The sequence below is a fragment of the Hungatella hominis genome, from assembly GCF_014288005.1.
GTDB classification, from domain to species: domain Bacteria; phylum Bacillota; class Clostridia; order Lachnospirales; family Lachnospiraceae; genus Hungatella; species Hungatella effluvii.
The window spans coordinates 708,637-734,004 of the sequence record NZ_JACOPB010000002.1 but is presented as its reverse complement, the minus strand read 5'-3'; the positions used below and the strand labels follow the sequence as shown (position 1 = coordinate 734,004).

At 52.5% G+C, this 25,368-nt stretch carries 22 protein-coding genes; 18 read left to right on the top strand and 4 right to left on the bottom strand.

Annotation, left to right across the window (positions count from 1 at the left end):
- Nucleotides 1-25: 25 nt before the first annotated feature.
- The 3 genes from H8S75_RS07545 (at nt 26) to ttdB (ending at nt 2,895) form a co-directional block, all read left to right on the top strand.
- Entirely contained in the window at nt 26-1,294 is a 1,269-nt protein-coding gene (locus H8S75_RS07545) for an SLC13 family permease (RefSeq protein ID WP_110321719.1), read from the top strand.
- 84 nt (nt 1,295-1,378) lie between these two features.
- A complete protein-coding gene (gene ttdA, locus H8S75_RS07540; RefSeq protein ID WP_187020443.1) occupies nt 1,379-2,278 on the top strand; it encodes a L(+)-tartrate dehydratase subunit alpha in 900 nt (299 codons plus the stop codon).
- Nucleotides 2,278-2,895 (top strand): L(+)-tartrate dehydratase subunit beta, encoded by a 618-nt coding sequence (gene ttdB, locus H8S75_RS07535; RefSeq protein ID WP_187020441.1) that lies wholly within the window; start codon nt 2,278-2,280, stop codon nt 2,893-2,895. Before ttdA ends, ttdB begins: the two co-directional genes overlap by 1 nt.
- A 114-nt stretch (nt 2,896-3,009) precedes the next feature.
- Here ttdB and H8S75_RS07530 read toward each other — a convergent pair whose 3' ends face one another.
- The 3 genes from H8S75_RS07530 to H8S75_RS07520 form a co-directional block, all read right to left on the bottom strand.
- Nucleotides 3,010-4,074: a carbon-nitrogen hydrolase family protein gene (locus tag H8S75_RS07530; protein ID WP_187020439.1), complete on the bottom strand. Its 1,065-nt coding sequence runs from the start codon at nt 4,072-4,074 to the stop codon at nt 3,010-3,012.
- 76 nt (nt 4,075-4,150) lie between these two features.
- Complete coding sequence (locus H8S75_RS07525; RefSeq protein WP_187020437.1) at nt 4,151-5,560, bottom strand: SLC13 family permease; 1,410 nt, start codon at nt 5,558-5,560, stop codon at nt 4,151-4,153.
- A 502-nt stretch (nt 5,561-6,062) separates the two neighbouring features.
- A complete protein-coding gene (locus tag H8S75_RS07520) occupies nt 6,063-6,962 on the bottom strand; it encodes a LysR family transcriptional regulator (RefSeq protein ID WP_187020435.1) in 900 nt (299 codons plus the stop codon).
- Nucleotides 6,963-7,084: 122 nt separating this feature from the next.
- Between H8S75_RS07520 and mdcA the strand changes: the two genes are divergently transcribed.
- From mdcA to H8S75_RS07470, 11 genes are all read left to right on the top strand, one after another.
- Nucleotides 7,085-8,722, top strand: coding sequence for a malonate decarboxylase subunit alpha (mdcA, locus tag H8S75_RS07515; RefSeq protein WP_187020434.1), 1,638 nt, complete (start codon nt 7,085-7,087; stop codon nt 8,720-8,722).
- A gap of 20 nt (nt 8,723-8,742) precedes the next feature.
- On the top strand, nt 8,743-10,290 hold the full coding sequence (locus H8S75_RS07510; RefSeq protein ID WP_187020432.1) for an acyl-CoA carboxylase subunit beta: 1,548 nt from the start codon (nt 8,743-8,745) through the stop codon (nt 10,288-10,290).
- A 10-nt stretch (nt 10,291-10,300) separates the two neighbouring features.
- A complete protein-coding gene (locus H8S75_RS07505; RefSeq protein ID WP_187020430.1) occupies nt 10,301-10,624 on the top strand; it encodes an OadG family transporter subunit in 324 nt (107 codons plus the stop codon).
- A 24-nt stretch (nt 10,625-10,648) separates the two neighbouring features.
- Entirely contained in the window at nt 10,649-11,044 is a 396-nt protein-coding gene (locus tag H8S75_RS07500) for an acyl-CoA carboxylase biotin carboxyl carrier protein subunit (protein ID WP_187020429.1), read from the top strand.
- A 97-nt stretch (nt 11,045-11,141) separates the two neighbouring features.
- A complete protein-coding gene (locus tag H8S75_RS07495) occupies nt 11,142-12,221 on the top strand; it encodes a sodium ion-translocating decarboxylase subunit beta (RefSeq protein ID WP_432764182.1) in 1,080 nt (359 codons plus the stop codon).
- A 220-nt stretch (nt 12,222-12,441) separates the two neighbouring features.
- Nucleotides 12,442-13,932, top strand: coding sequence for a DEAD/DEAH box helicase (locus H8S75_RS07490; protein ID WP_432764178.1), 1,491 nt, complete (start codon nt 12,442-12,444; stop codon nt 13,930-13,932).
- Entirely contained in the window at nt 13,929-15,257 is a 1,329-nt protein-coding gene (locus H8S75_RS07485; RefSeq protein WP_187020425.1) for a sensor histidine kinase, read from the top strand. The genes H8S75_RS07490 and H8S75_RS07485 overlap by 4 nt, the downstream gene beginning before the upstream one ends.
- Nucleotides 15,258-15,298: 41 nt before the next feature.
- The gene (locus H8S75_RS07480) at nt 15,299-16,294 is read left to right on the top strand and encodes an alpha/beta hydrolase (protein ID WP_187020423.1); all 996 of its coding nucleotides are present in this window, start codon (nt 15,299-15,301) and stop codon (nt 16,292-16,294) included.
- Between the two features lie 140 nt (nt 16,295-16,434).
- Complete coding sequence (locus tag H8S75_RS32605; RefSeq protein WP_243270195.1) at nt 16,435-16,770, top strand: hypothetical protein; 336 nt, start codon at nt 16,435-16,437, stop codon at nt 16,768-16,770.
- Between the two features lie 14 nt (nt 16,771-16,784).
- On the top strand, nt 16,785-17,543 hold the full coding sequence (locus H8S75_RS07475; RefSeq protein ID WP_243270194.1) for a hypothetical protein: 759 nt from the start codon (nt 16,785-16,787) through the stop codon (nt 17,541-17,543).
- A gap of 105 nt (nt 17,544-17,648) precedes the next feature.
- Nucleotides 17,649-18,467: a MerR family transcriptional regulator gene (locus H8S75_RS07470; protein WP_187020421.1), complete on the top strand. Its 819-nt coding sequence runs from the start codon at nt 17,649-17,651 to the stop codon at nt 18,465-18,467.
- Here H8S75_RS07470 and H8S75_RS07465 read toward each other — a convergent pair whose 3' ends face one another.
- A complete protein-coding gene (locus tag H8S75_RS07465) occupies nt 18,468-20,246 on the bottom strand; it encodes a hypothetical protein (protein WP_187020420.1) in 1,779 nt (592 codons plus the stop codon).
- Between the two features lie 160 nt (nt 20,247-20,406).
- Between H8S75_RS07465 and H8S75_RS07460 the strand changes: the two genes are divergently transcribed.
- The 4 genes from H8S75_RS07460 (at nt 20,407) to H8S75_RS07445 (ending at nt 25,368) form a co-directional block, all read left to right on the top strand.
- Complete coding sequence (locus tag H8S75_RS07460; RefSeq protein ID WP_187020418.1) at nt 20,407-22,128, top strand: sensor histidine kinase; 1,722 nt, start codon at nt 20,407-20,409, stop codon at nt 22,126-22,128.
- On the top strand, nt 22,106-22,822 hold the full coding sequence (locus tag H8S75_RS07455; RefSeq protein ID WP_025531541.1) for a response regulator transcription factor: 717 nt from the start codon (nt 22,106-22,108) through the stop codon (nt 22,820-22,822). The genes H8S75_RS07460 and H8S75_RS07455 overlap by 23 nt, the downstream gene beginning before the upstream one ends.
- A 158-nt stretch (nt 22,823-22,980) precedes the next feature.
- The gene (locus H8S75_RS07450) at nt 22,981-24,354 is read left to right on the top strand and encodes an ABC transporter substrate-binding protein (RefSeq protein ID WP_187020416.1); all 1,374 of its coding nucleotides are present in this window, start codon (nt 22,981-22,983) and stop codon (nt 24,352-24,354) included.
- Nucleotides 24,355-24,480: 126 nt separating this feature from the next.
- Nucleotides 24,481-25,368, top strand: coding sequence for a carbohydrate ABC transporter permease (locus H8S75_RS07445; protein ID WP_187020415.1), 888 nt, complete (start codon nt 24,481-24,483; stop codon nt 25,366-25,368).

The following is a 25,368-nucleotide window of genomic DNA, read 5'->3' as shown; positions in this document are numbered from 1 at the left end:
TATCCAATGAAAAAGGAGGGGCTTTATGGATCCAGTAGTTGTTACACTGTTGTTTCTCTTGTTTGCCATTGTGATGTTCGTGTGGGAACGGATTCCACTGGCAGTCACGTCGATGATCGTGTGTATTGGCCTTGTGCTTACGGGAGTGCTGAGCACGAAAGACGCATTTGCGGGTTTTACGAACAGCAATGTCATTCTGTTTGTGGCCATGTTTATTGTCGGGGGCGCGCTTTTTGAGACGGGAATGGCCAACAAGATCGGAGGCGTGGTTACAAGGTTTGCAAAGACGGAGCGCCAGCTGATCGTCACCATCATGATCGTGGTGGGCCTGATGTCGGGCTTCTTATCCAACACGGGTACGGCGGCCGTATTGATTCCGGTCGTAATCGGTATTGCGGCAAAGTCCGGGTATTCGAGATCCAGACTTCTGATGCCGCTGGTATTTGCGGCGGCTCTGGGCGGTAACTTATCCCTGATCGGAGCACCGGGCAACCTAATTGCCCAGAGCGCCCTGCAGGAGATGGGAATGAGCTTCGGTTTCTTCGAATATGCCAAGATCGGCCTGCCTATGCTGATCTGCGGCATCATCTATTTTGCAACCATCGGTTATAAATTCCTGCCGGACAAGACGCCGACCGACGGGGACAGCACCTTCGATGAACAGGTGGACTACAGCAGCGTTCCGAAGTGGAAGCAGAGCGTATCCCTGGTTGTCTTAGTCTGTACGATATTAGGAATGATCTTTGAGAAGCAGATTGGAATCAAGCTGGAGATAACCGGATGTGTCGGTGCGCTGATCATGGTCTTAACCGGAGTTATCAGTGAAAAACAGGCCTACAAGGCCATTGACATGCAGACGATCTTCTTATTCGGCGGAACGCTGGCCCTCGCAAAAGCGCTGGAGACCACGGGAGCCGGAGCAGCCATCGCCGATTTCGTGATTGGACTTCTCGGTAAGAATGCGTCTCCGTTCCTGCTGCTGGTAGCCGTATTCATGATCTCCTGTGTGCTGACAAACTTTATGTCCAACACGGCGACGACGGCACTGCTGGTTCCGATCAGCGTCTCGATCGCAGCCGGTATGGGCGCGGATCCGAGAGCCGTTCTCATGGCAACCGTAATCGGCGGCTCCTGTGCCTATGCGACACCCATCGGCATGCCTGCCAACACCATGGTCATCTCGCCAGGCGGGTATAAATTTATGGATTATGTAAAAGCAGGGCTTCCGCTCATCGTGGTATCCACGGTTGTGAGTCTGGTGCTGCTGCCCATATTCTTCCCGTTCTATCCGTAGGAACCGGGAAATAATGATTCTAGTACTGTACATAAGCGGCCCACAAACAGCCGCAAAGTGCATATAACAAGGAGGATGTAAGAAATGAACAAGGAACAGGCTGTTGCACAGATGACAGACACCATGGCGAAGTTCGTGGCTTATTCGGGAAAGGTACTGCCCGACGACGTCTATGCGAAATTGGAAGAACTGAGAGAGAAGGAGACCAGCCCGCTGGCCAAAACCATCTACGATACCATGTTTAAGAACCAGACGCTGGCGAAGGAGCTGGACCGTCCCTGCTGTCAGGATACGGGAGTCCTGCAGTTTTTCGTGAAATGCGGAGTCCATTTTCCACTGATCGGAGAACTGGAGGCGCTGTTAAAGGAAGCGGTGATCGAGGCTACCATCAAGGCACCCCTCCGCCACAACAGCGTGGAGACCTTTGACGAGTACAACACCGGCAAGAATGTGGGAAAGGGAACGCCGACCGTATTCTGGGAGATCGTCCCGGACTGCGATACGTGCTGTATCGATACATACATGGCGGGAGGCGGCTGTACACTTCCCGGAAAGGCCATGGTGCTGATGCCGGGAGCCGGATACGAGGGAGTAACCCAGTTCGTCATGGACGTGATGACCAGCTATGGACTGAACGCATGTCCGCCTCTTCTGGTAGGCGTCGGTGTAGCTACCTCCGTGGAGACGGCGGCCCTGCTGTCCAAGAAGGCATTAATGAGGCCCCTGGGAACTCACAATCCCAACGAGAGAGCCGCCTCCCTGGAACGCATGCTGGAAGACGGGATCAATAAGATCGGCTTAGGGCCTCAGGGCATGAGCGGAAGCTATTCCGTCATGGGCGTGCATATCGAGAATACGGCCCGCCATCCATCCACCATCGGCGTGGCGGTCAACGTCGGATGCTGGTCGCACAGAAAAGGGCACATCGAGTTTGATAAGGATTTAAACTATACCATCACATCTCATAAGGAGGTAACGTTATAATGGAGAAGAAGGTATTAACGACACCGCTTCGGGCGGAAGATCTGGAAGATATCCATGCTGGAGATATTATATACTTATCCGGCCATATCGTAACCTGCCGTGATGTGGCGCACCGCAGACTGATCGAGGAAGGCCGGGAGCTTCCGGTCGATGTGAGGGGCGGAGCCATCTTTCACGCAGGCCCTATTGTAAGGCCCATTCCGGGTTCTGATGACAGGTTTGAGATGGTATCCGTAGGTCCCACCACCAGCATGCGTATGGAGAAATTTGAGAAGGAATTTATCGAGGAGACCGGAGTCAGGGTCATCGTCGGAAAGGGCGGCATGGGAGAGAAGACCATGGAAGGATGCCGGGAAGGAAAGGCGATTCACTGTGTATTCCCAGCCGGATGTGCGGTCGTGGCCGCCACCTGTGTCGAGGAGATTGAGGACGCGCAGTGGCGTGACCTGGGAATGCCGGAGACACTCTGGGTATGCAGAATCAGGGAATTTGGCCCCCTGATCGTCTCCATCGATACCCATGGAAGAAACTTGTTCGAGGAGAACAAGGTGGTGTTTAACCAGAGAAAGGACGAGGCTGTGGAGGAAATTAACAGGCACGTCAGCTTTATCAAATAAAAAATAATCAGTTTTCTGCCGGAAGAAGGCCGGTTCGCATCTGCTGCGGACCGGCCTTCTTTTCTGGTTTGCTGTATGGGGCGGAATGGGGGAACGTTCTTCCTTCGGGTCGTTTTATTCAGTGTCTTCCTCTTCATAAGGGATATATTCGCGGGATTCTCCGATTCCCTCATCGTAGAAGTATGCCGGTTCCCGGGGCGTTTTGTTTACATGGAGCTGAAAGACGTCGAACCGCTGGTAGGCTCCTGCGATATCGTGGATTCCCTTTGCCGTGATTTCATTTGCAATGTCGCAGTCGGCGTAAATAATTCCTTCCTGGTTGTTCTCAATCGATGGGCAGCACGGCTGTCCGTTAGGGCCTGCGATCATGGTGAGGGCCCAGGACTGGTTGTGGAGCCATTCCTTTAAAGCGGGATCGCCCATGGACATCTGCTCCATGGCATCCTCATCGAGGGAGGCGGAAGAACAGATATTGAATACCTTTGCCTCAAATGCGTGAGCACAGGTACGGACGCGCAGGCAGTCGGCGTAGTTGCCTTTTTCTCTGCTGGTCGGCCAGCAGGGAGGATAAACGGAGATATGTACCTGCTCTCCCTGGGCTACCAGGGCGTAACGGGCCAGAGTATTGGAATTTTCGCCGCAGATCAGGGAACCGATCCGGCCGATCTCCGTATCATGAATATTGAGCGAAGAGCCGTCGCCGAACGACCATACCAGCTTTTCTCCCCATGTGGGAAGAAGCTTTCTATGGTGGCCGATCATGTTGCCTTCCCGGTCGAACAACAGGGTGGTATTCCACATCGTCCCAAAGTTGGACGTGCTCTTTTCGCAGATACCGACGGATAGGAAGATGCTGTTGTCACGGGCAATTTTCTGCAGTTCATGAAAGGCAGGTCCTGGAACGGTGACTGCATTTTCAAACAGTCTTTTGTAAAATGGATGCTGGTCTACCGGCGGCAGGAACAGGCACCAGAGCGGGAAGGTAGGAATAAAGGATTCTGGGAATACTACGAGATCCGCGCCGTTATCTTTTGCTTCCTTTGTCAGGCGTGCGACTTTCTGAATCGTCGCATCGCGGTTTAGGAATACGGGAGCCGCCTGAACGGCCGCGGCTCTTAATTTAGGCAGTGTATCACCGATTGTGTGAGTAATTTCTTTGACTGCTTCTTTTTTAGACATAATATCTGCACTCCTTTTCTCTTTGTTGTAAGTTTGAATTGTTATATGAGCGGCGGATTATCGTACCGCCGTTTTTCTACGGGATCAGTCCCAGAATCTTCCAGTAGGGCACGCTTGCGGTCAGCGCCAGAATGCTTACGATGTGGAAGACCAGACAGAACGGCACCAGCATGGTATGGCTGAGTTTCTCATCTCCGCCCGCCGAGTTGAACGCGGCGAGAAAGTTGATGTTCTGATACTTGGTAAAGTACGGGTATACCACGCAGTAGGACGCCATGGCCGCAATCCATGGACTCATGCCTGCATGGAGACAGAACGGAGTCAGGATTACGATAAAGAGCGTGTAGCAGGTGGTCATATCTACGATGATGAAACGTGCCAGCAGGGCGACTGTGGCAATGACAAAGACGAATAAAAACGGATTGCTGATGAGACTCGCCATGGAGGCTCCGAAGGTATTACCGAGCCAGGTGTCGATTCCCACGGTGGTGATGGCGTTGGCCAGGTTGATGGCGCCGCCCATAAATGCGATAATGCTCCAGTTGATACGGCTGTTATAGTCCTTCGGCGTAATGACGCCCAGGGCCAGCAGCGTGGACATGCCTAATACGGCTGTGATGGCTGCCGGAATGTTTAAGGTGCGTTCCAGAACCCAGAAGAAGATACAGGCAACGAGCACGATCAGCGTGATCTTTTCATTTCTCGACATGGGGCCTAAGTCGGTCAGCATCTTGTTGACGTCTTCCTTTGTCAGCTTCGGAGCCTGTGTGGGCCGGTAAAGGATCCGGATGGCGAAGTAGCTGGCAATGGTACAGATAATGAGCCACGGGAGCATGGCGCGCAGCCAGAACATCCAGCTGAATTGGGCCTGTACATTTTCCGGGAGTAGTCCCATGATGATGTAGGAAAAGAAGGAGGCGCTCAATACCGCCTGGCTTAACAGCGTATAGCCTGCGTACATGGCGGACCACATGCCGGCCATGCCCTTGGAGCGGTCCTCGAATCCCAGTTTCTCGCCGATGTCGGTGGCCATGGCGCCTACGATGGACACCTTGGCAATGGTGGAGGGAATAAACGGGCCGATGATGACACCGGACCCCAGCAGGGCCAGAACCTGCCCGTTAAAGGTCGGCGGGCAGACGCGCATGATCCAGAGCGCGACTCTTGCCAGCAGTCCGCTCTTCGTTACGGCGGCGCCGATTCCCATGGCCGCGATGAGCAGCCAGACCGTGGTTCCCGAGAAACTTCCAAATGCCGTCGTAAACGGCACAATTCCTAAGAGAACCCACGTACAGCACATGATGAAGATGCACACAAAATCGGGGATTGCGTTGGTCATCCAGTTGATAATAGCCCAGATTAACAGACCCATTGTCCACATCGCCTTCTGTTCCAGCCCCCCGGGTGCGGGAATCAGAGCGATGCCAAGGCCCACAGCGATGGCGACAGCTTCGCTTATGAGCTTCTTTTTTGTCTCTTTTGTCATGATAAAAGTACCCCTTCCTTCAAGAAATGAATGACTGGGCACAGCCGTCAGTACTTCTCCGCAGCAGCAGCATCCCCCCGGATAATTATGGTTCCTCCTCTCTTTTGCCCGATAGATTTGCGATAAAAAGTAAGTATCTGTGCCTTCTCCCAATTGCATACTGCAATAGTGACAAAAATATTTGCTATATAAGGAATTATATGTGCAAAACGCCATAATGTAAAATACTAATACATTCATAGACTTATGCCTTTTTTGTTATGTATCAGGGGAAATGATTGATGCTGCAGGTGATATGAATGGAGGTATGATAATAGCCTGAGGCAGAAGCCCCAGGCCGGTGTTGGTGTGTCTATTTTTCAATTCGCCCGGCGAATTGGTGCGAGCGCCCATCATGCCCTGCATGACATAATACCTTGGGGCGCTCTGCACATCCGCCGGAGGCTTCGACATTCAGAAGTGAATTGCACCACCACTGAATAAAATTTGCCTTAACCGCCACCTAAGAGGTGGGGGAATCTGCTTGTAAATGTTGGAATGTCTTAAAATAATCCTGAACAAAGTCGCGGAACAGGATTGCGGCAGGAGAGAGATATCCCTGTGCACGCCAGGATAAGTTGATGTAGCGTCTGCACTGCGGAAAGGAGATGGGGACCAGAACGATGTTCTCCGTGCCCATGCCCTGCCAGGTGATGGAGGGGATGAAGGAGATGCCGATGCCCGCGCGGATCAGTTCCCGGACGGTCTCCGGGCTGTCGCTCTCCAGCACGACGGACGGCTCGAAACCGGCTATCTTGCAGAAGGTGTCGGTGATGGTTCGCAAGCTCTTTCCCTGCTGGAGGCATATGAATTCTTCGCCCGCCACCTCGCTTAAGTTTAAGTTCTCCCGTTTGGAGAGCGGATTGGACTCCGGCAGGGCCAGGAGAATCTCTTCCTCGATCAGGGAGGCGGAATGATCCTGCGTGCACGGCTGCATGGAGGAAAACAGGGTCAGGTCGCATCCGTCGGGTTGATTCTTGGTTAAGTCTTCCTGGATAATCTGAAGCCGTATGGAAGGATATTCATGTTTAAACGCCATGACCAGTTCCGGCAGAAGCTTGGAAGCCGCATAGAGGGAGAGCGTTACGGTACGGCTGCGCTCCCCGGCCGCATCACCGATCTCCTGCTCGATGTCTTTCAGCTCCTGTAGAATCCGGTTCGTATGCTTTAAGAGAATCTCGCCGTAGGAATTCAGGATAATGTTCTTCCCGGAACGCTCGAACAGCTGGACTCCCAGTTCCTTCTCAAGCCGGGAAATCGTGCGGCTTAAAGAAGGCTGTGCTACGTGGAGTTCTTCGGAAGCCCTGGTGATGTGCTGAAGCTCCGCGACTTTCTTAAAATAAGTAAGAGAATGAATGTCCATGAATACGCCCCCTTTTATAACAATATAGATATCATTATGTAACAAAGTATATATTGGACGTTATAAAAAGTCAATGCTATTATTTTTTTATCAGGAACGCATTTTAAGAAAGGGGAGAGCGCATGATTTGGGATAAAGAACGCCGTTCAAAGGCGGAACGGATGGAGAAGGCCGCCGGTTATGCAAGGGGAAAACGAGTCGGGACAGAAGAGATCGTTCCATTTTTAGAGAGTATTTTAAGGCCGGGTGACAGAGTTGTTCTGGAGGGCTGCAATCAGAAGCAGGCTGCATTTTTAGCAGAGGCGCTTAAGGAAGTGAATCCGGAAAAAGTCCATGATCTGAATATGATTATTCCTTCGATTTCCAGGGATGAGCACCTGGATATCTTCGAAAGAGGGATAGCGTCGGAGATCAATTTTTCCTTCGCCGGGGTACAGAGCAGGCGGCTGGCGGAAATGGTGGCGGAGGACACCGTGAAAATCGGGGCCATCCACACGTATCTGGAGCTGTACGGCAGGTTGTATGTGGATTTGACGCCCAATGTCTGCCTGATTGCTGCGGACAAAGCGGACTCAAACGGAAATTTATACACCGGCTACAACACGGAGGAGACGCCCATGCTGTCGGAGGCAGCCGCATTTAAGAGCGGGATTGTCGTCGCACAGGTCAACGAGATCGTGGGAGAGGGGGACCTTCCTCGGGTTGATATTCCGGGCGGCTGGGTGGATTATATTGTGAAGGCGGACGAGCCGTATCCCATGGAACCATTGTTTACCAGAGATCCGGCCCAGATTCAGGAGGCCCATATTCTGATGGGCATGATGACGGTCAAGGGAATCTATGCAAAGCACGGTGTGGAAAGCCTGAATCACGGCATCGGCTACAACGGCGCGGCGATTGAACTTCTGCTTCCTACTTTTGGAGATTATCTGGGACTGAAAGGGAAAATCTGTACCAAATGGGTCTTGAATCCCCATCCCACTCTGATCCCGGCTGTGGAAGCGGGCTGGGTGAAACAGGTATGCGCCTTTGGCGGAGAACTGGGGATGGAGCGGTATACCGCTGCGAGACCTGACATCTTCTTTACCGGAAAGGATGGCATGCTCCGGTCCAACAGGGCGGCCGCCCAGGTGGCAGGGCTCTATGGGATCGACCTGTTCCTGGGAGGCACACTCCAGATGGATTATGAGGGAAACTCCTCGACCGTGACGGGCGGACGGCTCAGCGGCTTTGGCGGTGCCCCCAACATGGGAAACAGCACCGGCGGGCGCCGCCATACGACAAAAGCATGGCGCGACATGGCTCCGCTGACCGGTTCCATGGCCTCCGGGCGGAAGCTGGTGGTTCAGATGACAAAGAGCCAGAGCAAATACGGCCCGGCCTTTGTGCCGGAACTGGATGCCGTTCGGATCGGCAGAAAGGCCGGCATGGATGCGGCTCCTGTCATGGTCTACGGAGAGGATGTGACTCACGTGGTGACGGAGCAGGGAATCGCCTATCTCTACCAGGCGCAGAACGCAGAAGAGCGCACGAAGATGCTGGGGTGTATCGCACAGGGAACGCCGGTGGGCTCCATGGTGGGCAGCGGGGAGATCGAACGTATGCGGAGAGAAGGAAAGGTAGCGTATCCGCAGGATCTTGCCATCTCACCTGACGCGGCGAAGCGTGAACTCTTAGCGGCGAAATCTTTGGAAGAGATTGCCGATCTGTCCGGCGGTTTATATCGTGTGCCGGAGCAATTTAGAAAAAAGTCTGAGTGACGGTCTGGAGGGAAAGGGAGTTGGCTACAAAAAAACAGGAAGAACTGTTGATTTTAAAGGATAAACTACGTAAGGGAGGCGGTGAAAAGGCTATAGAAAGACAGCACTCGGCCGGGAAGATGACCGCCCGTGAGCGGCTTCTGGCGCTGTTTGATGAAGGAAGCTTTGTGGAGACAGGCTTATTTGTGAAACACCGCTGTACGAATTTCGGCATGGAGAAGAAGGCGTCCCCGGGAGAGGGCGTCGTAACAGGCTATGGAACGGTGAATGGCAGGCTTACATATGCCGCTGCCCAGGATTTTACCGTGATAGGCGGTTCTCTGGGAGAAATGCATGCAGACAAGATTGTAAAGACGCAGGAGGCAGCCATGAAGACGGGAGCCCCCATGATCTGCATCAATGACTCGGGGGGAGCGCGCATTCAGGAAGGTGTGGATGCCCTGGCGGGCTATGGACGTATCTTTTATAACAATACTATGGCTTCCGGGGTGATTCCCCAGATATCCGTGATCATGGGACCGTGCGCCGGCGGCGCTGTGTACTCGCCGGCCCTGACGGATTTTATTTTCATGGTAAAGAATACGAGCCAGATGTTTATTACCGGTCCTTCAGTAATCGCGGCCGTCACGGGGGAGTCGGTGACAGCGGAGGAGCTGGGGGGAGCGAGGACCCATAATGCGATCAGCGGAGTGGCCCATTATATGGCGGAGGATGAGGGCAGTTGTATCCGGCAGATCAAAGAACTTCTGGGCTATCTCCCTCAGAACAACATGGAGAACCCGCCGGAAATGGATCTGGGAGACGACTGGAATCGTATGGCTGACTCCTTAAATGAGCTGATACCTGAGAATCCGGGTAAGCCCTATGACATGAAGGCTGTCATCGAAGCCCTGGCAGATGGCGGTCAGTTCATGGAATATCAGGAGTATTTTGCTCCCAATCTCATTACAGGATTCATTCATATGGGAGGACGGAGCACAGGAGTGATTGCAAACCAGCCAAAGGCCATGGCGGGCTGCCTGGATATCAATGCCTCCGACAAGGCCGCGCGTTTTATCCGTACGTGTGATTCCTTTAACATACCGCTCCTTACACTGGTGGATGTGCCGGGATTTCTGCCCGGTACGATGCAGGAGCACAATGGAATTATCCGTCACGGCGCCAAGATGCTGTACGCTTACAGCGAGGCAGTAGTACCAAAGATAACGGTAATCACGAGAAAATCATACGGCGGGGCCTATATCGGAATGTGCTCCAGACATCTGGGAGCCGACGCGGTCTTTGCGTGGCCGGATGCTGAGATTGCAGTAATGGGAGCCGATGGGGCTGCTAACATTATCTTCTCCAAAGAGATAAAGAACACTTCCGACGGAGTGTCCAGGCGGAAGGAAAAGATCGCCGAGTACCAGGAGGCAATGATGAATCCGTATGTGGCTGCTTCCAGAGGATATGTGGATGACGTCATCTTGCCGGCCGAGACGAGAAAACACGTTATCAGCGTGCTGGAGGCGTTCCGCGGCAAGCGGGTTCAGAAAATGCCGAAAAAGCATGGAAATATTCCACTGTAGGAGGTGTGTCATGTTTGGTGATAGTGTGACTGTGGCGGATACGCTGTTGATTTCCGGATTCAGTATAATGATTGTGTTTCTGGTGCTGCTTCTGCTCTCCTTAATGATTGATTTCTGCGCCTGGCTTTTAAGACGGCGGGAGGGTGTGCCTTCCTCACAGGAGCCCGGCGCCGGGCCGACAGCTGGAAACAAAAGCGATGCGGTACTTGTCGCTGCGGCGGTTGCTGCATATCTGGCGGCGGATCCGGACGAAATTGTGGTGCGGAGAATTACCAGAGTGGAAGACTATGACAGCGCGTGGGCCAGAAATGCTCGACAGGAATCCATACGATAAAGAACAGGAAAAGGAGTTAAAACCATGGGAATAAAAATATTTCGGATCGTGCTTGACGGTGTGGTTCATGAGGTGGAAGTGGAAGAGATTCACCGGAATGCGCAGGACGGTGGTTATGCGGCGCCGGCGAGGCCTGTTTCGCAGAATCAATCCGCAGGAGGAACTGGAGCAGCTGCAGAGCAAAAGAGAAACGGCGCCTCCGCAGGCGGTGAAGTGATCACCGCGCCTCTTCAGGGAATCGTTCTGGGGGTTCCGGCAGCTTCCGGACAGACGGTAAAATGCGGCGAAGTGCTGGTCATCATCGAGGCAATGAAGATGGAAAATGAGATTATCGCCCCGCGCGACTGCACGGTGACCTCCATCATTACCTCAAAAGGCGCTTCCGTGGCAGCAGGGGATCCGCTGCTCGAAATCTCTTAAGGAGGCTAAAAGGATGAATGGAATTTTACTGGAGTTCTGGAAGAGCAGCGGATTTTCACAGCTGTTTCAGTGCGATACCGTGCTGTTTGGCCTGCATATGCCCGGCGAACTTATTATGATCGCAATTTCCTGTCTCTTTCTCTATCTGGCGATTCATAAGGGATATGAGCCTTATCTTCTCATTCCCATTGCGTTCGGTATGCTTCTGGTGAATCTTCCGAAAACCGGCCTGATGGCCGCCGCGGTGGGGGACGAAAATGGAGGCCTTCTATATTATTTATACCAGGGAACCAATTTAGGAATCTATCCGCCGCTGATCTTTCTGTGCATCGGCGCAGGGACGGATTTCGGTCCGTTACTGGCCAACCCGCGGAGTCTCCTTTTAGGGGCAGCGGCCCAGCTGGGAATCTTCTTAACCTTTATCGGAGCGATTATGCTGGGCTTTGTGGGAACGGAAGCCGCGTCCATCGGAATTATCGGAGGCGCGGATGGGCCGACGGCGCTTTACTTAACCAGCAAGCTGGCCCCGCATCTGCTGGGAGCCATTGCCATCGCGGCTTATTCCTATATGGCGCTGGTACCTATTATACAGCCGCCGATTATCCGTCTCCTCACGACAGAGAAAGAGCGGAAGATCAAGATGGAGCAGTTGAGAGCGGTCGGTAAAACGGAGAAGATCGTATTTCCTATCGTGGTAACCTTATTTACGGTCCTGCTTCTGCCGTCGGCAGGCGCGCTGATCGGCATGCTGATGCTGGGGAATTTAATAAAAGAATCAGGCTGTGTCCCACGCCTCGTGGATGCATTACAGAATTCCCTGATGTATATTATCTCTGTCTTTCTGGGTATTACTGTTGGGGCAAAGGCCAGCGCGGACGCATTTCTGCGGGTGGATACGTTAAAGATCATTGTTCTGGGCCTGATCGCATTTTCGGTGGGAACCGCCGGAGGTGTACTGCTTGGCAAGGTGATGTGTAAACTGTCTAATGGCAGAGTGAACCCCATGATTGGCGCCGCAGGCGTTTCCGCGGTCCCGATGGCGGCCCGCGTGGTACAGAAGGAAGGCCAGAAATACAACCCCTCCAACTTTTTACTGATGCACGCCATGGGCCCCAATGTGGCTGGTGTCATCGGCTCGGCGGTGGCGGCCGGAATGCTCCTGCTATTTTTCCAGTAGCAGGAAACGTCGTTCTCTGATCCGTATGCCCGCCTTTCCTTCCCAGGGCAGACCGGTGAGAGAGACAGTATGTATGGGAACTATATTTGCCAGTAGATTCTGGCATCAATCCATTGTATAATAAAATCAGCCGGCAGGTCATGGTATGGCCTGCCTTCTGATTTTATTTTATTGGGAGGAATCCGGAATTCGGTTTTCTTACTATGGAAGGAATTTAATTATGTCAGAGAATAAAAGTGGTTTGGAAATAGAGATGAATACAGATACGGTGTCCCCCAACGGATTTCTTCCGTACGCCCTTTCTAAGGAGATCGTCCGTGCATTGGAGCTCCTGGGGTATCACGAACCAACGGAGATACAGCGGGAAGTGATCCCTGCGGTTCTGGAAGGAAAGAATGTGGCGGCACGGTCCAGGACGGGGACGGGAAAGACGGCGGCATTCGGTATTCCGCTCTGTGAAAAGATTGTCTGGGAAGAGAATCTTCCGCAGGCGCTGGTTCTGGAGCCCAGCAGGGAACTGGCGGTCCAGGTGAGCAGCGAGCTGTTTCACATAGGACGAGGCAAACGCCTGAAGGTCCCGGCGGTCTTTGGCGGTTTTCCGATTGATAAGCAGATACGCACGATCAAACAGAAGTCTCACATTGTCGTGGGAACTCCGGGCCGCGTCATGGATCTGATTCAGAGGGACTGTTTAAAACTCACCGGGATCCGGTATCTGGTCATCGACGAGGCGGATCTCATGCTGGACATGGGGTTCCTGGACGAGGTGAAACAGATCATGGCTCTTCTGCCGAAAGGCGGAACTGTTCTTCTGTTCTCAGCTACACTGGATGAGAAGGTGCGGCTCCTGGTGGATGAGTATATGGCGGACGCCGTCATGATTGCCCCGGAGGCGGATACAGAGGAAGAGGAGCCCGCGATCTCCCAGGCGGTATACCGCACGGACCAGGAAGAGAAATACGACCTGCTGAAACAGGTTCTGATTCTGGAAAACCCGGAGAGCTGCATGATATTCTGCGGAACCAGAGAGATGGTAAATGTGCTCCTTCAGAAGCTTAAGAGAGACCGGATATTCTGTGGGATGATTCATGGAGAAATGGAGCAGAGGGAGCGTTTAAAAACAGTGGACGCTTTCCGGAGAGGCGGATTCCGCTATCTGATCGCAACCGATGTTGCGGCCAGGGGGATTGATTTCGATAAGATCGATCTCGTAGTGAATTATGATTTCCCGGGCGGCCGTGAGACCTACGTACACCGCATCGGCCGGACAGGAAGAAACGGAGAAAAGGGGAGAGCCGTAAGTCTCCTGTGTGAGAACGAGGAGCGGATGCTTCATATGGTGGAAGCCTATATGGGGCGCGAACTTCCGGTGACTTCATGCCCCGAACCGGATGAGGAGATGACGAAGGCCTTTTGGGCGCGTCAGAGGGAGAGGCGGGCTCCGAAAGCGCAAAAGGGAGCCGCCTTAAACGCTGGAATCACGCGTCTTTCAATCGGGGGCGGGAGAAAATCGAAGATGCGCGCAGTGGACATTGTGGGGACGATCTGCAATATCGATGGGATTGGGGCGGAAGATATCGGTATTATTGACATCAGGGAAAGCCTGACATACGTGGAGATTCTAAACGGTAAAGGTCAGGAGGTACTGGAAAAGCTTCAGGAAAAACCAATTAAGGGCAGGCTGCGGAAAGTGAGGATCGCGCGCAGATGAGTATGACGCTGGTGGATATGGCATGCATTACGCTGCGGGTGATGTGCTGCTGCTGCGTATTCGCATTTTTCCTGTTTTTCTCATTCAAATCGCGGCTGCGGCTGGGATACTGGAGGTCGGCTGCACTGTTTCTGTTTGATATAACGGTGACCGCGGCAGTTACCATCCTGTTTCTCGTTCCGGGATCGCCGCTGCGGGAGTATAACATTTATGGGATATGTCTGTGGCTTCTGGTGTCGGTGGTGGTATTCCGGATTGTGATAAAGGGCAGCGCCTTTGAAATCCTTTTTATAGTGCTGGTGACGCTGAATTTATATGTAAATATTGTGGCGATTGCAAAGGTGATCGGGAATCTGCTGAACCTGGATTCCGCGGCGGAGACGACGAAGATGGTGCTGGTTCTGGCCGTTTTGGCGGCCTATACGCCTCTTTTGCGGCTTTTAATGGCAAAGCTGTATAAGCAGGTGATTGATTTTCGGCTGTCACTTTCTTTCTGGAACTATATCTGGATTATTCCGGCGCTGACGTACTTGATATTCTATGTGAAAATTGTCAATGATTACTGGATAACCGGGGTCCATACGGGGCCGGGTGACGTGGTTTTCGTGATTCTCTGGTCGTTTGCCACCTATGCATTCTTTTACGTGACGCTGCAGATGTTAATTCAGGCGTACAAGGGAATTACGGCGGTACAGCAGGCGGAAACGGTTTCGGCCCAGCTCACGCTGCAGAAGGAGCAGTACGGTAAACTTCTGGAGAGCATCGAAAAAACGTCGCGGCTGAAGCATGACTGGCGGCACCATCTCCTGTCCATCAACGGATTTGTGGAGGCGGAGGATATAAAAGGGCTGAAGGAATATGTAAAAGAGCTGATTCCGGAGTATATAGAGGGAACAGAGACTTCCATCTGCCGGAACCATATTGCCGATGTCATACTGCGCCATTACGCGGCGGCAGCGGAGGCAGCCGGGATCCGGCTGGATATCAGCGCGGATCTTTCGGAGATACCGGATGTTTCCGATATGGATTTGTGCATTATTTTCGGCAATCTTTTAGAGAACGCGCTGGAGGCGTGCAGCGGTATGGAGGACGGCGCCGGTCATGTGGAGATTCAGGCGGAAATGAGAGGGAAACAGCTGGTCCTTCAGATTCAGAATACATATCAGCGGGATGTAATTTTAAAGGATGGGAAGTATTACTCCACAAAACACAGCGGAGTGGGGATTGGTCTCTCCTCCGTGGAGAAGGTTGTGGATAAGTATCATGGAATCATGCGGGTCAGCTTTGACGGCGTAATTTTTAAGGTCCAGATTCTGCTTTTCTGAATAGGATGCCATTAGAACATCATATCAGATGGGAGAAATCTATGAATCGAAGAGTACTGTTGGAACCGGCGGCGGAGACTGTCTGTATTGAGAATTCAGTTCCGCCGCTGATTTTTGAACTGCCGCCGGAAGAGGGACGCCGGGTGCTGGAGAAGGCCCAGGACGCGCCGGTCTACATGTATCCGGCCCAGGTGGAGGCTTCCATGGTCGAGACAGGCCATTGGGGAAGCATTCCCGTATACCGGGTAACACCGATAAACAGTGAATTTGCAGAAAATGTGATTTTCTACATTCACGGGGCCGGATGGGTATTCGGGAGTTTCCATACGCATGAGAAGCTGGTGAGAGAGCTGGCCGCCAGGACCGGCTGTACGGTCATTTTCCCGGAATACACCCGGTCTCCCGAGGCGTGTTATCCGACCGCCATTGAGCAGTGCTACAGTGTACTCTGCCAGCTGCCCCAGCTGTTTGAACAGATGGGAAGAAGGCTGAATGGTAATACATTGACCGTGGCCGGAGACAGCGTGGGCGGTAATATGGCGATCGCCATGACGCTGTTCTCCAAATACAGAAGGGGGCCGGCTATCCACAAGCAGCTTCTCTATTATCCCGTGACCAACGCCTGTTTCGATACGGCGTCGTACTGTGAGTTTGCGGAGTGCTACTATTTATACCGGGCGGGCATGATGTGGTTCTGGGATCAGTACACCACATCGGAATGCTGCAGAAACCAGATCACCGCATCTCCGTTAAGGGCATGTACCGATCACCTTACCGATCTTCCGCAGGCCATGATCTTAAACGGCCAGGCGGATGTGCTGAGAGACGAGGGTGAGGCCTATGCCGAAAAGCTGCGGGCGGCAGGCGTGTCAGTGACGGCGCTTCGTTTCCAGGCGACCATCCATGATTTTGTCATGCTGAATGCGCTGGATCAGACCAATGCGTGCCGGGCGGCGATGGACGTTTCCACGGAATGGATCAACAGGAAGAATATGGAGTGGTACCAGGACAACGAAGAGCGGTCAGCAGATCAGTGATATAGGGAGAGTTCCCGTTTATGTATGAGTATTTCTGCGTAAACGGGAACTCACATGGTGAAAGTGTGTAGTGAATGCACAACGAATAAACATTTCGTAAAATGCGCGATCAGGATAAAATGACATGGAGGTATGTTCAGTTGAATAGAAATACATATTTAAAGCTGCGTCTGGAACGCCAGCATTTTACAAAGCCCGCCGGGAAGAAGGAATATGGAGTGCTGTTTAAGCAGATGTCTCCCGTACTCTGCGTATACTGGAGCTGTCCGGGCTCTCCGCCGGAGCTTTTATACCGCGCGGCATTTGACGACAGGAAGTATTGCTATAAGATGAGGGGAAGCCGTACTATTTTAAGGGAAGATTCCAGAATGGTAATATTGCCTACATTTATGCGGACGAACTGGAGCTGTTCGCGGCTGTCTATCGGAAGGACAAGCCTCTTACGGATACGGAACTGGAACTCTTTGAACTTCTGAACCGGGAAGGCCCGATGACGATCCATGTGATGAAGGAGTTCACGGGTATGCTGACGAAGGAGATCACGCCCGCCCTGCACCGCCTGCAGGAGAAATTCCTCGTATTCGAAGATCAGGCGGACAGCGAATGGGATCGCGCCTGGTATCCGTTCGAATCTGAGTTTCCCGATGTGAATCTGGAACGGTATACGAAGGAGGAGGCGGAAGAGGAACTGGTAAGGCGGTTTGTGTGGCTGAATGTCTGGATTGACGCGGCCATGGTGAGGTCCTTCTACAGGCTTCCATTAAAGGAAATAAAAGGCGTGCTGGAACGGCTGGAATCAAATGGAACGCTGGCGCCGTATGAAGGGGGATACGTCCGCAGAGAGGACTTACAGCTGCTGGAGGGGGATCCGTCTGATACAGTGGAGAATGTACCAAAGGAAACGGAGAAACATTCCGTTTTTATTCTCCACAAAAATGATTTTCTGGTGAAGTCCAATGAGCATTGGCTGAAGGATACATTTACACACCCGGAATACGATGTGCTGGGATATCTGCTGATTGATGGTGCGTTTAGAGGATGCCTGCTGGGGCATTTCCGGAACGGGCCCTTTGAGCTGGAGGATGTGGCGCTATGGACAGAAACCGGGGGAGAGGAACCGGTTTGCCTGAGGAATGAGGCTGCTGATGGATTAAAGGCGGCATTAAAAGAGGATATTCTAAATGCAGTGGAGCTTCTGTATGATCCCGGGATCAGCCCGCTGAAGCGGTATATGGGGGAAATGCTGTAACAGTTCAGATGGCGGGAGAATATTTCAATTCGGGCTTGACTCTCACACTGTGGTACGGTCTATAGTGATATTGAGCTCAAAAACACATATATGTGAGGTGACAAAATGTTGAAGATTGGTGATTTTTCAAAGCTGTCGAGAATCAGTATCCGTATGCTGCGCCATTATGATGAAATCGGCCTTATGGAACCAAGAGTAGTCGATCCCGCCACCGGTTACCGGTATTATGGGGAGGACCAGCTCTCCGTGGCGGGGCAGATCCAGAGCCTGAAATCCATGGGATTTGGCCTGACGGTTATCCGCGAAATCTTAAACTGCTGCGGCGGACCGGAGGAAATGGAAAAGTTTCTCCGGGTTAAGAAGAAAGAGCTGGAGGACCAGCTGGGCGACATCGGTACGAAGCTGCAGCTTCTTGATAACACCATCGAATGGATCAGAGAGGATGGAAATATGATGGATTATCAGGTAACGTTAAAAACTCTGCCGGAGAGGTATGTCGCAAGTGTCAGAAAAGTGATTCCGGCCTACGACCAGGAGCATATTTTATGGGGAATTCTCCATGGGGAGACGGGCAGTCAGAATCTGCAGATGGCATCCCCGGTGTATGGATTGGCTGTCTTCCACGATGAAGGTTACAAGGAGCAGGATGTGGATGTGGAGATTCAGATTTCTGTTGCAGGAACATATAAGGACACGGAGCATGTGAAATTTAAGACCGTGCCGCCTGTGCTGATCGCTTCCGCTACCTACCAGGGAAGCTATGCACAGATTACCAGAGTCAACGAGGCGGTAGCCCGCTGGATTCACGACAACGGTTACGAGTACGATGGTGCTTCGTTCTGCATCTACCATGTCAGCCCCCACGACACATCGGATCCGGAGAAAATGGTGACGGAGGTGTGTTATCCGGTGAGGAAGAAATAGTTAAGGAAACAAAGGCGGCGCCAGCAGAATCTGGGTCAAATCGCCGCTCAGCCGTATTTCCCATCCATCAAAGCCGGAGGGCGGCTTTAAAAATGATTCCCGGTCCGTCTCGGTCAGCTGCCGGTAGGGAGGAGCCGCCTCGGCTATTACGATGGGAATGCCAGCGTCGTTGGGGCTTACATAGCCGGAGCTGTCAATCTGAATCCTGGAACCGGCGGCCAGCGGCCCTACGATCCTGACGATGGAGTTTTGCGAGGAGAGATAGACACCGTTTGTGATGACCCGTGTGTTTTCGGCCCGGAGCTCTCCGCTGTTGTAGATGCCCGGTGCGTACAGGGCGGCGGTGTTCGTGCCCTCACCGCCGAAATCCCCGGTTGAGGAGAGGGTGACGCTGGACTGCTCTGCGTTATAGATGCCGCCTCCCGCGTCCGAGCTGTTTCGGCTGACGGTGCCGCCGGTGATCAGCAGGGCTGCGCCGGTATCGTTGTAGAAGCCGCCGCCGTAGACGGCGTGGTTATCCAGGATTTCACCGCCGTTCATGGCAAATACACTCCGGTCACGGAGCCAGACGCCTCCGCCGTAGCGGGAGGAACGGTTGTCATGGACAGATCCGCTCAAGAAGGTGAGACGTGACTGCCCGGAAGCGGCAATACCGCCTCCGCGGGAGGAGGCCGTGTTATGGTTTATCTCGGTCCCGTTTAACGTTATGACGGCAGGCAGGTCAGCGGCGGTGTTCTTAAACCACAGCCCGCCGCCGGACCCGGAATCGCCGCTTTGCGCCGTATTGTCAGACAGGCGGCTATCAAGAAACGTCACGGCTCCGCCGAAATTCGTGAGCAGATAGATGCCGCCTCCGGTCCCCGCGGTATTGCCGCTGACAGCAGATTCGGTGATCAGGAGGTCCGCCCCCGCGGTGGGCGCCAGACAGCAGATGCCGCCCCCCGTCCCTGCGGCCGTATTGGCGGCAATTGTGACGCCATCCGTCACGATCATACGGTCTCCGCAGTTTGCTCCGTAAAAGAAGACGGCGCCTCCGTGAACGGCGGTATTCCCGGAAAGAACGACTGATCCATCCAGCACGAGAAGCGAGGGCGCGCTGTCTCCCGGCCGGTATCCCGAAAATGAGATGCCTCCGCCTGTAAAATGCGAAACATTGTCCGTGATCCGCGCCTGTTCCATGACAGCCAGGGTGCCGCCGAGGCAGGGGATTTCGGAAGTGAAACTGAGTCCGCCTCCGTTCAGAGCCGAATTGTGGTCGATCACGGCCTGGTCTGAGATGGAGATGCAGTCGTCGGGACTGCTTAAGGAGACCGCCGCCCCGCCGCCGTTTGCCCGGGTGGAACAGCCGGTGATCCTTGCGCTGCCGTTCATTTCAAAGCGGTTCGTACAGCCGGTGCCGCCGCAGATCCGGACTCCGCCGCCGTCGCTGTAGGATCTGTTATTTTTTAACACGGACTGCGTATCCAGACAGAGGGAGCCGTCCGTCACGCAGATGAGGGAACGCGCCAGCACGGAAGCCGGATCATGGTCCTCCGAACGACCGTCGAGGGTGATGTTTGCAAGCCGGAGGGCGCCGCCTCCGAAGATCCGGAACAGAAAGCCGTCATAGCCCGGATCCTTGAACAGCGTATGAAGGGAATACGGCGCAAGACTTTCTATCGCAACATCATACAGGATATTCAGCTGGGAAGTGAGGGGGAAATCAGCGGTTATCTGTATGGAGGGTTCCTGACGGTACAGCGCGGCGGCCAGCTGTGCCTGATTCGATACGTGTGCCATGTTGCTTCACCTGCTTTCTCATAGATATATCATTTTATGCGGAGGCCGAAGCTCGTGATACCGGAAGGAACAGGGGAAATTGTCATTTTCAGTCCGGGATGCTATAATAGAATCCATTAAAGAATAAATAAGAATTGGATAAAAACTGGATTGGGGAAATATGAAAAAAGTCTGGAAAATGGAACGCTACCGTAACGCGTCCATTCAGAAAAAACTTACTTTATCGACTTGGCTGGTGGCAATTATACCGATTATGATAATTTTTGCCATCGTTTTTTTCGTGTTTATAAATGTCAGCGTGGAGAATTCAAAACGCCAGTCTCAGATGCTTTTGGACAAGACGGTGGAAGAACTGGATTCGTATTTCGCACAGGCACAGGAGGGCATGAATCTGATGGTAACGGACATCAATGTACAAAATGCCATTGATGATTACGTGACGGGAACCTATAAGGAAAAGCTGGATTTAAGGGATTTTATCAGGAACCGCCTGACCAATATGAGCACTGTGGGAAGACGAACAGGCGCGATATCCATCTACATTAAGGAGGCCGATAAGACGTTTTCCAGAGACTTTTCCGACAAGGATCTATCGGCGGCCTGTGCCGGTGCGCCCTGGTTTGAGGCACTGCTGGCGGGGGATACATCCTTTGTCCGGGAGGACGGAGATTCCCTGCAGGACGGGAGGCCGGTCTGGATTCTGGCGTCCAATATAGTCAGCGTCAAGAACGGAGAGGTACAGGGTCTGGTCTATGTGGAGCTGGATAAACAGAAGATGATTCAGCCTTTTTACGATCTGGTGGAGGGCAGCGGGGATGAGATCATCTGCAGTGGAAACGAGATTATCTCCGACTCCTACAGGGAAGGCGGCCATTTCGTCCCGGTGTACTCCCATTCCTCGGCTCTTGGGCAGGACGTGGAGTTCCGGCTTCAGTTAAAGGAACTGCAGAGAGGCTACGGCGCGGCCCTGATTTATTTCCTGATCGGCATGGTAGTCCTTATTATCCTGATCTATCTCAGCGACAAGCTGCTGGCGGACTGGTTTTCCAGGAGAATCATCACGCTGCGGGATGCGACGAGGGAGATCGCCACAGGGAATTTAGACGTGGTCGTCTGCGATGATCATCCCGATGAGATCGGAGAACTGGTACAGAGCTTAAATACCATGGTAAAGGATATGAAGCGCCTGATTGAAAGCGAGTATCTGGTCAAAATTGAAAGCCAGCAGGCTACTCTTAAGGCGCTTCAGAGCCAGATTAACCCTCATTTTATCTACAACACGCTGGAGAGCATCTCCATGCTGGCGCTGATTCGGGATAATTATGAGATTGTGGATATGGCACAGGCATTTTCCATGATGATGCGCTATTCCATGGAGCCGTCCACCCTTGTGGCGGTCAGAGAAGAGGTCGAGAATGTGCGGAATTTCGTGACCATACAGAAAATCCGTTTCCCGGACCGTTTTCTCGTGGAATACGCAATAGATGAGGAGTGCATGGCGGAAAAGATTCCGAGACTGACCATGCAGCCGCTGGTGGAAAATGCATTTAAACACGGTTTCGAGGATACGCCGGAGCACAAGCGCCTGCTGGTTTCCGTTTTAAAGCGGCGTGGGTTCCTTGTAATCAGGATTTTTAACGACGGTATGGCGGTTCCGGCAGAGCGCATCGCCAGAATCAGGGAACTGTTAATGCCGGACAGCCAGGAGGAGACTCTGGATTGTTTTGCGCTGCGGAATTTAAGCAGGCGCCTGAAGCTTCTGTTTGGGGGAAACAGCCGGGTGACGCTGCGTTCGGGAAATGGAATTGGAACGATTGTTTCGTTGAGAATTCCGCTGCGGAAAGAGGGGGAAGAGGACGATGATAAAGATTTTGATCTGTGACGATGAGGCGATCATACGACAGGGGATCAGAAAGATTCTGGAGAATTTCTACGGGGATATCGAGGTGAGGGAGTGCGGTGACGGCATGGAGGGTTATAAGACCATGGCTGTGTGGAATCCGGATGCGGTCATCACGGATATCCGCATGCCGGTGTTGGACGGGCTGGCCATGATCGAGAAGGCGCTGGCCGCGGGAATTACGACCCAGTATGTGGTGATCAGCGCGTATCGGGATTTTGAGTATGCCAGAACGGCGATCCGGTGCGGAGTGCGGGAATACATTTTAAAGCCGGTCAACCGTTTTGAACTGACAGACTGCACCTCGCGCCTCCTGGGGATCAGAGAGCAGGCGGAGACGAAGGAAGAGAAGGGGACGGTGCCGGAGGAGAGCGGAAGCATCGGCAGGGCGGTCCAGTACATAGAAAATAATTTTTACCGCAACATCAGCCTGGAGGAGGTCAGCCAGGTGGTTCACATGAACACGGCCTACTTCTCCACGCTGTTTAAAAAACAGACGGGGAAAAAGTATATCGATTACGTAACGGACTTACGCATGGAAAAGGCGAGAAAGCTGATTTTAAATACAGATTTAAAAATCGTGAATATCGCGGAAATGGTAGGATACAGCAGCACAAAGCATTTTGCACGAATCTATAAGGAGAAATACGGAGTCACACCCAATGGGGAGAGATAAAGTGCACAATAATCATGCATAATAAACTTAAAAACTATAAAAACAGCACTAAAACAAAATTTTGGGTCCCTTCTCTTTTGATCAGCCTCTGTTATAATGAGAGTATAAAAGTTAAGCGGAATGAAGCAAACCGAAATAGAAAAAAGGAGGATTTTTTTATGAAAAAAACGCTTGCTGTTGTACTGTCAGCCGTAATGGTCAGTGGGTTAGCCTTAAGTGGATGCGGAGGTAACAACACATCAGCTACCACCGCCGCGCCGAAGGAGACGACGACTGCCGCACCGGCGGAGACGAAAAAGGAAGAGACGAAAGGGGAAGGCGCATCCGGAGAACAGGTGACGATCACCATGAGCAACTGGCTGGAGGCGGAGGAAGCCACTTCAGATATTTTCAAAGAGCTTCTGAATGATTTCATGGCGGCCAATCCCGACATCAAGGTGGAGTCCCAGGCGATCCCGTTCAACCAGTATAAGGATCAGGTCTTAATCGCAGGAACCTCCGGCAATGCAGCCGATGTCATCATGGGAAATTCTCAGATGATGAGCGCATTTAACGGAGCGGGAATCCTGGCAGAACTGGATGATCTGGCCTCCGGAGATGTGCTGGACGATATTTATCCCGGCTATTTATCGGGAACGACGTATGGCGGAAAGGTAAAGGCCTTATCCTGGGCACCGCATCCCATCGCCATGTATTACAATAAGGACTTATTTACCAAGGCCGGTTTAGACCCGGAAAAAGCGCCGGCAACATGGGAAGAGATGACGGAAGCGGCCAGGGCCATTGCTAAGCTCGGAAAAGACGATGCAGGCAATACACTCTATGGCCTGGGAATCCCAACCGGCAAGGTAGCCCACACCGGTACCGTGTTTAACGGCATTTTCTATACGTACGGCGGTCATTTTGTTGACGACAGCGGAAACGTTGATTTAAATAACGAAGGCAATGTGGAAGCGCTCACGTGGACCAAACAGCTGGTGGATGAAAAAGTAATTCCGGCAGGTCTGGAAATCAAGGATTTAAGAGGTTTATTTGCATCAGGCCAGATCGGCATCATCTTCGATGGCGATATGGGACGCAGCGCATTCAGAAGCAGCAGCGGACTGGGAGAGGATTTTGACAAGAAGATGGGAATCGCCGTGATTCCGACAGGAAAGACCGGACGCAGTGAGACGGTGTATACAGAGCATCAGCTGGGTGTATTTGCAAAATCAGAGCATAAAGAAGCAGCAGTCCGCCTGGTGGAATATTTAATCGGAAAGGATGCCATGGTGAAATACCACAAATCCAACGCAGTGCTTTCCGCAAGAAAATCCATAGCGACTCTTCCGGAGATGAACGAAGATTACTTCATGGAAGTATTTAACAAACAGTCTGAGACGGCCAGCCCGCTTCCGGCTACCAATGCGATGTTTGACAATGCCATGAATGAGGTGACAAAGGCGATCGAACGGATCGTTGTCAATAATGAAGATATTAAAACCGTACTGGAAGAAACCAATAAGACGATCAAAGAAATGTACGGTCAATAAGAATGGAACTGAACTCATCAGTCTGAACGATCACTCGCCCGCACTGCGCGCGAGCCACCGTAGCAATCAGGAGCGGCTGCAGATCATCCTGCATCCGCTCCCTTTGTATCTATTGGAGGTTGTATTATGGGTGAAATAACGCGAAAAAAGAAAAAAATTAACTGGTTCATGGTGATGCTTCTGGTACCCGCTCTGGCGATGCTGACAGTCACCATCATCATCCCGGTTTTTGTAGTGGTTGGAATGAGCTTTTTTCATTACAATCTGCTTGATATGGGTAATATTAGATGGAACAATTTTTCCAATTATAAAGCGGTCTTTACCGACTCGGAGTTTATCAGGACCTTCGGGAGAACGCTGGTCTATGTGTGCGGGACGGTCATCGCCCAGTTTTTTATAGGTTTGGGGGTGGCGCTGCTGCTGAATAGCGGAAGCCTCAGAGGAAGAAAGGTGTTCAGAAGCCTTTTATTCCTTCCGTGGACGATCCCGTCGCTGGTGGTGGCGGTCACCTGGATGTTTATCTTTCAGCCGCAGTACGGCATTGTCAATTACCTTCTGGGTCTGGGGGATTACAGCGTCCTGGGAAGCCCGAAGACGGCCATGCTGGGCGTTATCATTTCGGCGGTATGGAAACAGATGCCGCTGATGATGATCATGCTTCTCTCCGGACTGCAGACCGTGCCGGAGGACTTAAAAGAGGCGGCGGAGATCGACGGAGCCACCGGAGCACAGAAGTTCTGGTGCATCACAGTGCCGTGCATCATGCCGGTTGTGAAAACGGTGACGCTGACCTCCATCGTGTCGAATTTCCAGATGTTCGTTCTGTTCTTCACCATGACAGGAGGCGGTCCGGTCCGCGCGACCACTACGCTGCCCCTGTATACGTATGAGACGGCATTTTCGGGCTTCAATCTGGGCAAGGGCGCGGCCATCGGTGTCTGCTGGCTCGTGTTCCTGGTAATCTTCTCTACGGTTTATAACAGGGTTCTTTCTTCCAAAGAAGTGGAATATTAG

Coding starts and splice junctions, on each gene's coding strand:
- H8S75_RS07485 (WP_187020425.1), top strand. CDS start 13,929: ATGAGTATGACGCTGGTGGATATGGCATGCATTACGCTGCGGGTGATG.
- H8S75_RS07475 (WP_243270194.1), top strand. CDS start 16,785: ATGACGATCCATGTGATGAAGGAGTTCACGGGTATGCTGACGAAGGAG.
- H8S75_RS07530 (WP_187020439.1), bottom strand. CDS start 4,074: ATGTCTAAAAAAGAAGCAGTCAAAGAAATTACTCACACAATCGGTGAT.
- H8S75_RS07495 (WP_432764182.1), top strand. CDS start 11,142: ATGCCCGGCGAACTTATTATGATCGCAATTTCCTGTCTCTTTCTCTAT.
- ttdB (WP_187020441.1), top strand. CDS start 2,278: ATGGAGAAGAAGGTATTAACGACACCGCTTCGGGCGGAAGATCTGGAA.
- H8S75_RS07450 (WP_187020416.1), top strand. CDS start 22,981: ATGAAAAAAACGCTTGCTGTTGTACTGTCAGCCGTAATGGTCAGTGGG.
- H8S75_RS07455 (WP_025531541.1), top strand. CDS start 22,106: ATGATAAAGATTTTGATCTGTGACGATGAGGCGATCATACGACAGGGG.
- H8S75_RS07490 (WP_432764178.1), top strand. CDS start 12,442: ATGTCAGAGAATAAAAGTGGTTTGGAAATAGAGATGAATACAGATACG.
- H8S75_RS07460 (WP_187020418.1), top strand. CDS start 20,407: ATGAAAAAAGTCTGGAAAATGGAACGCTACCGTAACGCGTCCATTCAG.
- H8S75_RS07505 (WP_187020430.1), top strand. CDS start 10,301: ATGTTTGGTGATAGTGTGACTGTGGCGGATACGCTGTTGATTTCCGGA.
- mdcA (WP_187020434.1), top strand. CDS start 7,085: ATGATTTGGGATAAAGAACGCCGTTCAAAGGCGGAACGGATGGAGAAG.
- H8S75_RS07470 (WP_187020421.1), top strand. CDS start 17,649: ATGTTGAAGATTGGTGATTTTTCAAAGCTGTCGAGAATCAGTATCCGT.
- H8S75_RS07520 (WP_187020435.1), bottom strand. CDS start 6,962: ATGGACATTCATTCTCTTACTTATTTTAAGAAAGTCGCGGAGCTTCAG.
- H8S75_RS07525 (WP_187020437.1), bottom strand. CDS start 5,560: ATGACAAAAGAGACAAAAAAGAAGCTCATAAGCGAAGCTGTCGCCATC.
- H8S75_RS07545 (WP_110321719.1), top strand. CDS start 26: ATGGATCCAGTAGTTGTTACACTGTTGTTTCTCTTGTTTGCCATTGTG.
- ttdA (WP_187020443.1), top strand. CDS start 1,379: ATGAACAAGGAACAGGCTGTTGCACAGATGACAGACACCATGGCGAAG.
- H8S75_RS07465 (WP_187020420.1), bottom strand. CDS start 20,246: ATGGCACACGTATCGAATCAGGCACAGCTGGCCGCCGCGCTGTACCGT.
- H8S75_RS07445 (WP_187020415.1), top strand. CDS start 24,481: ATGGGTGAAATAACGCGAAAAAAGAAAAAAATTAACTGGTTCATGGTG.
- H8S75_RS07480 (WP_187020423.1), top strand. CDS start 15,299: ATGAATCGAAGAGTACTGTTGGAACCGGCGGCGGAGACTGTCTGTATT.
- H8S75_RS07500 (WP_187020429.1), top strand. CDS start 10,649: ATGGGAATAAAAATATTTCGGATCGTGCTTGACGGTGTGGTTCATGAG.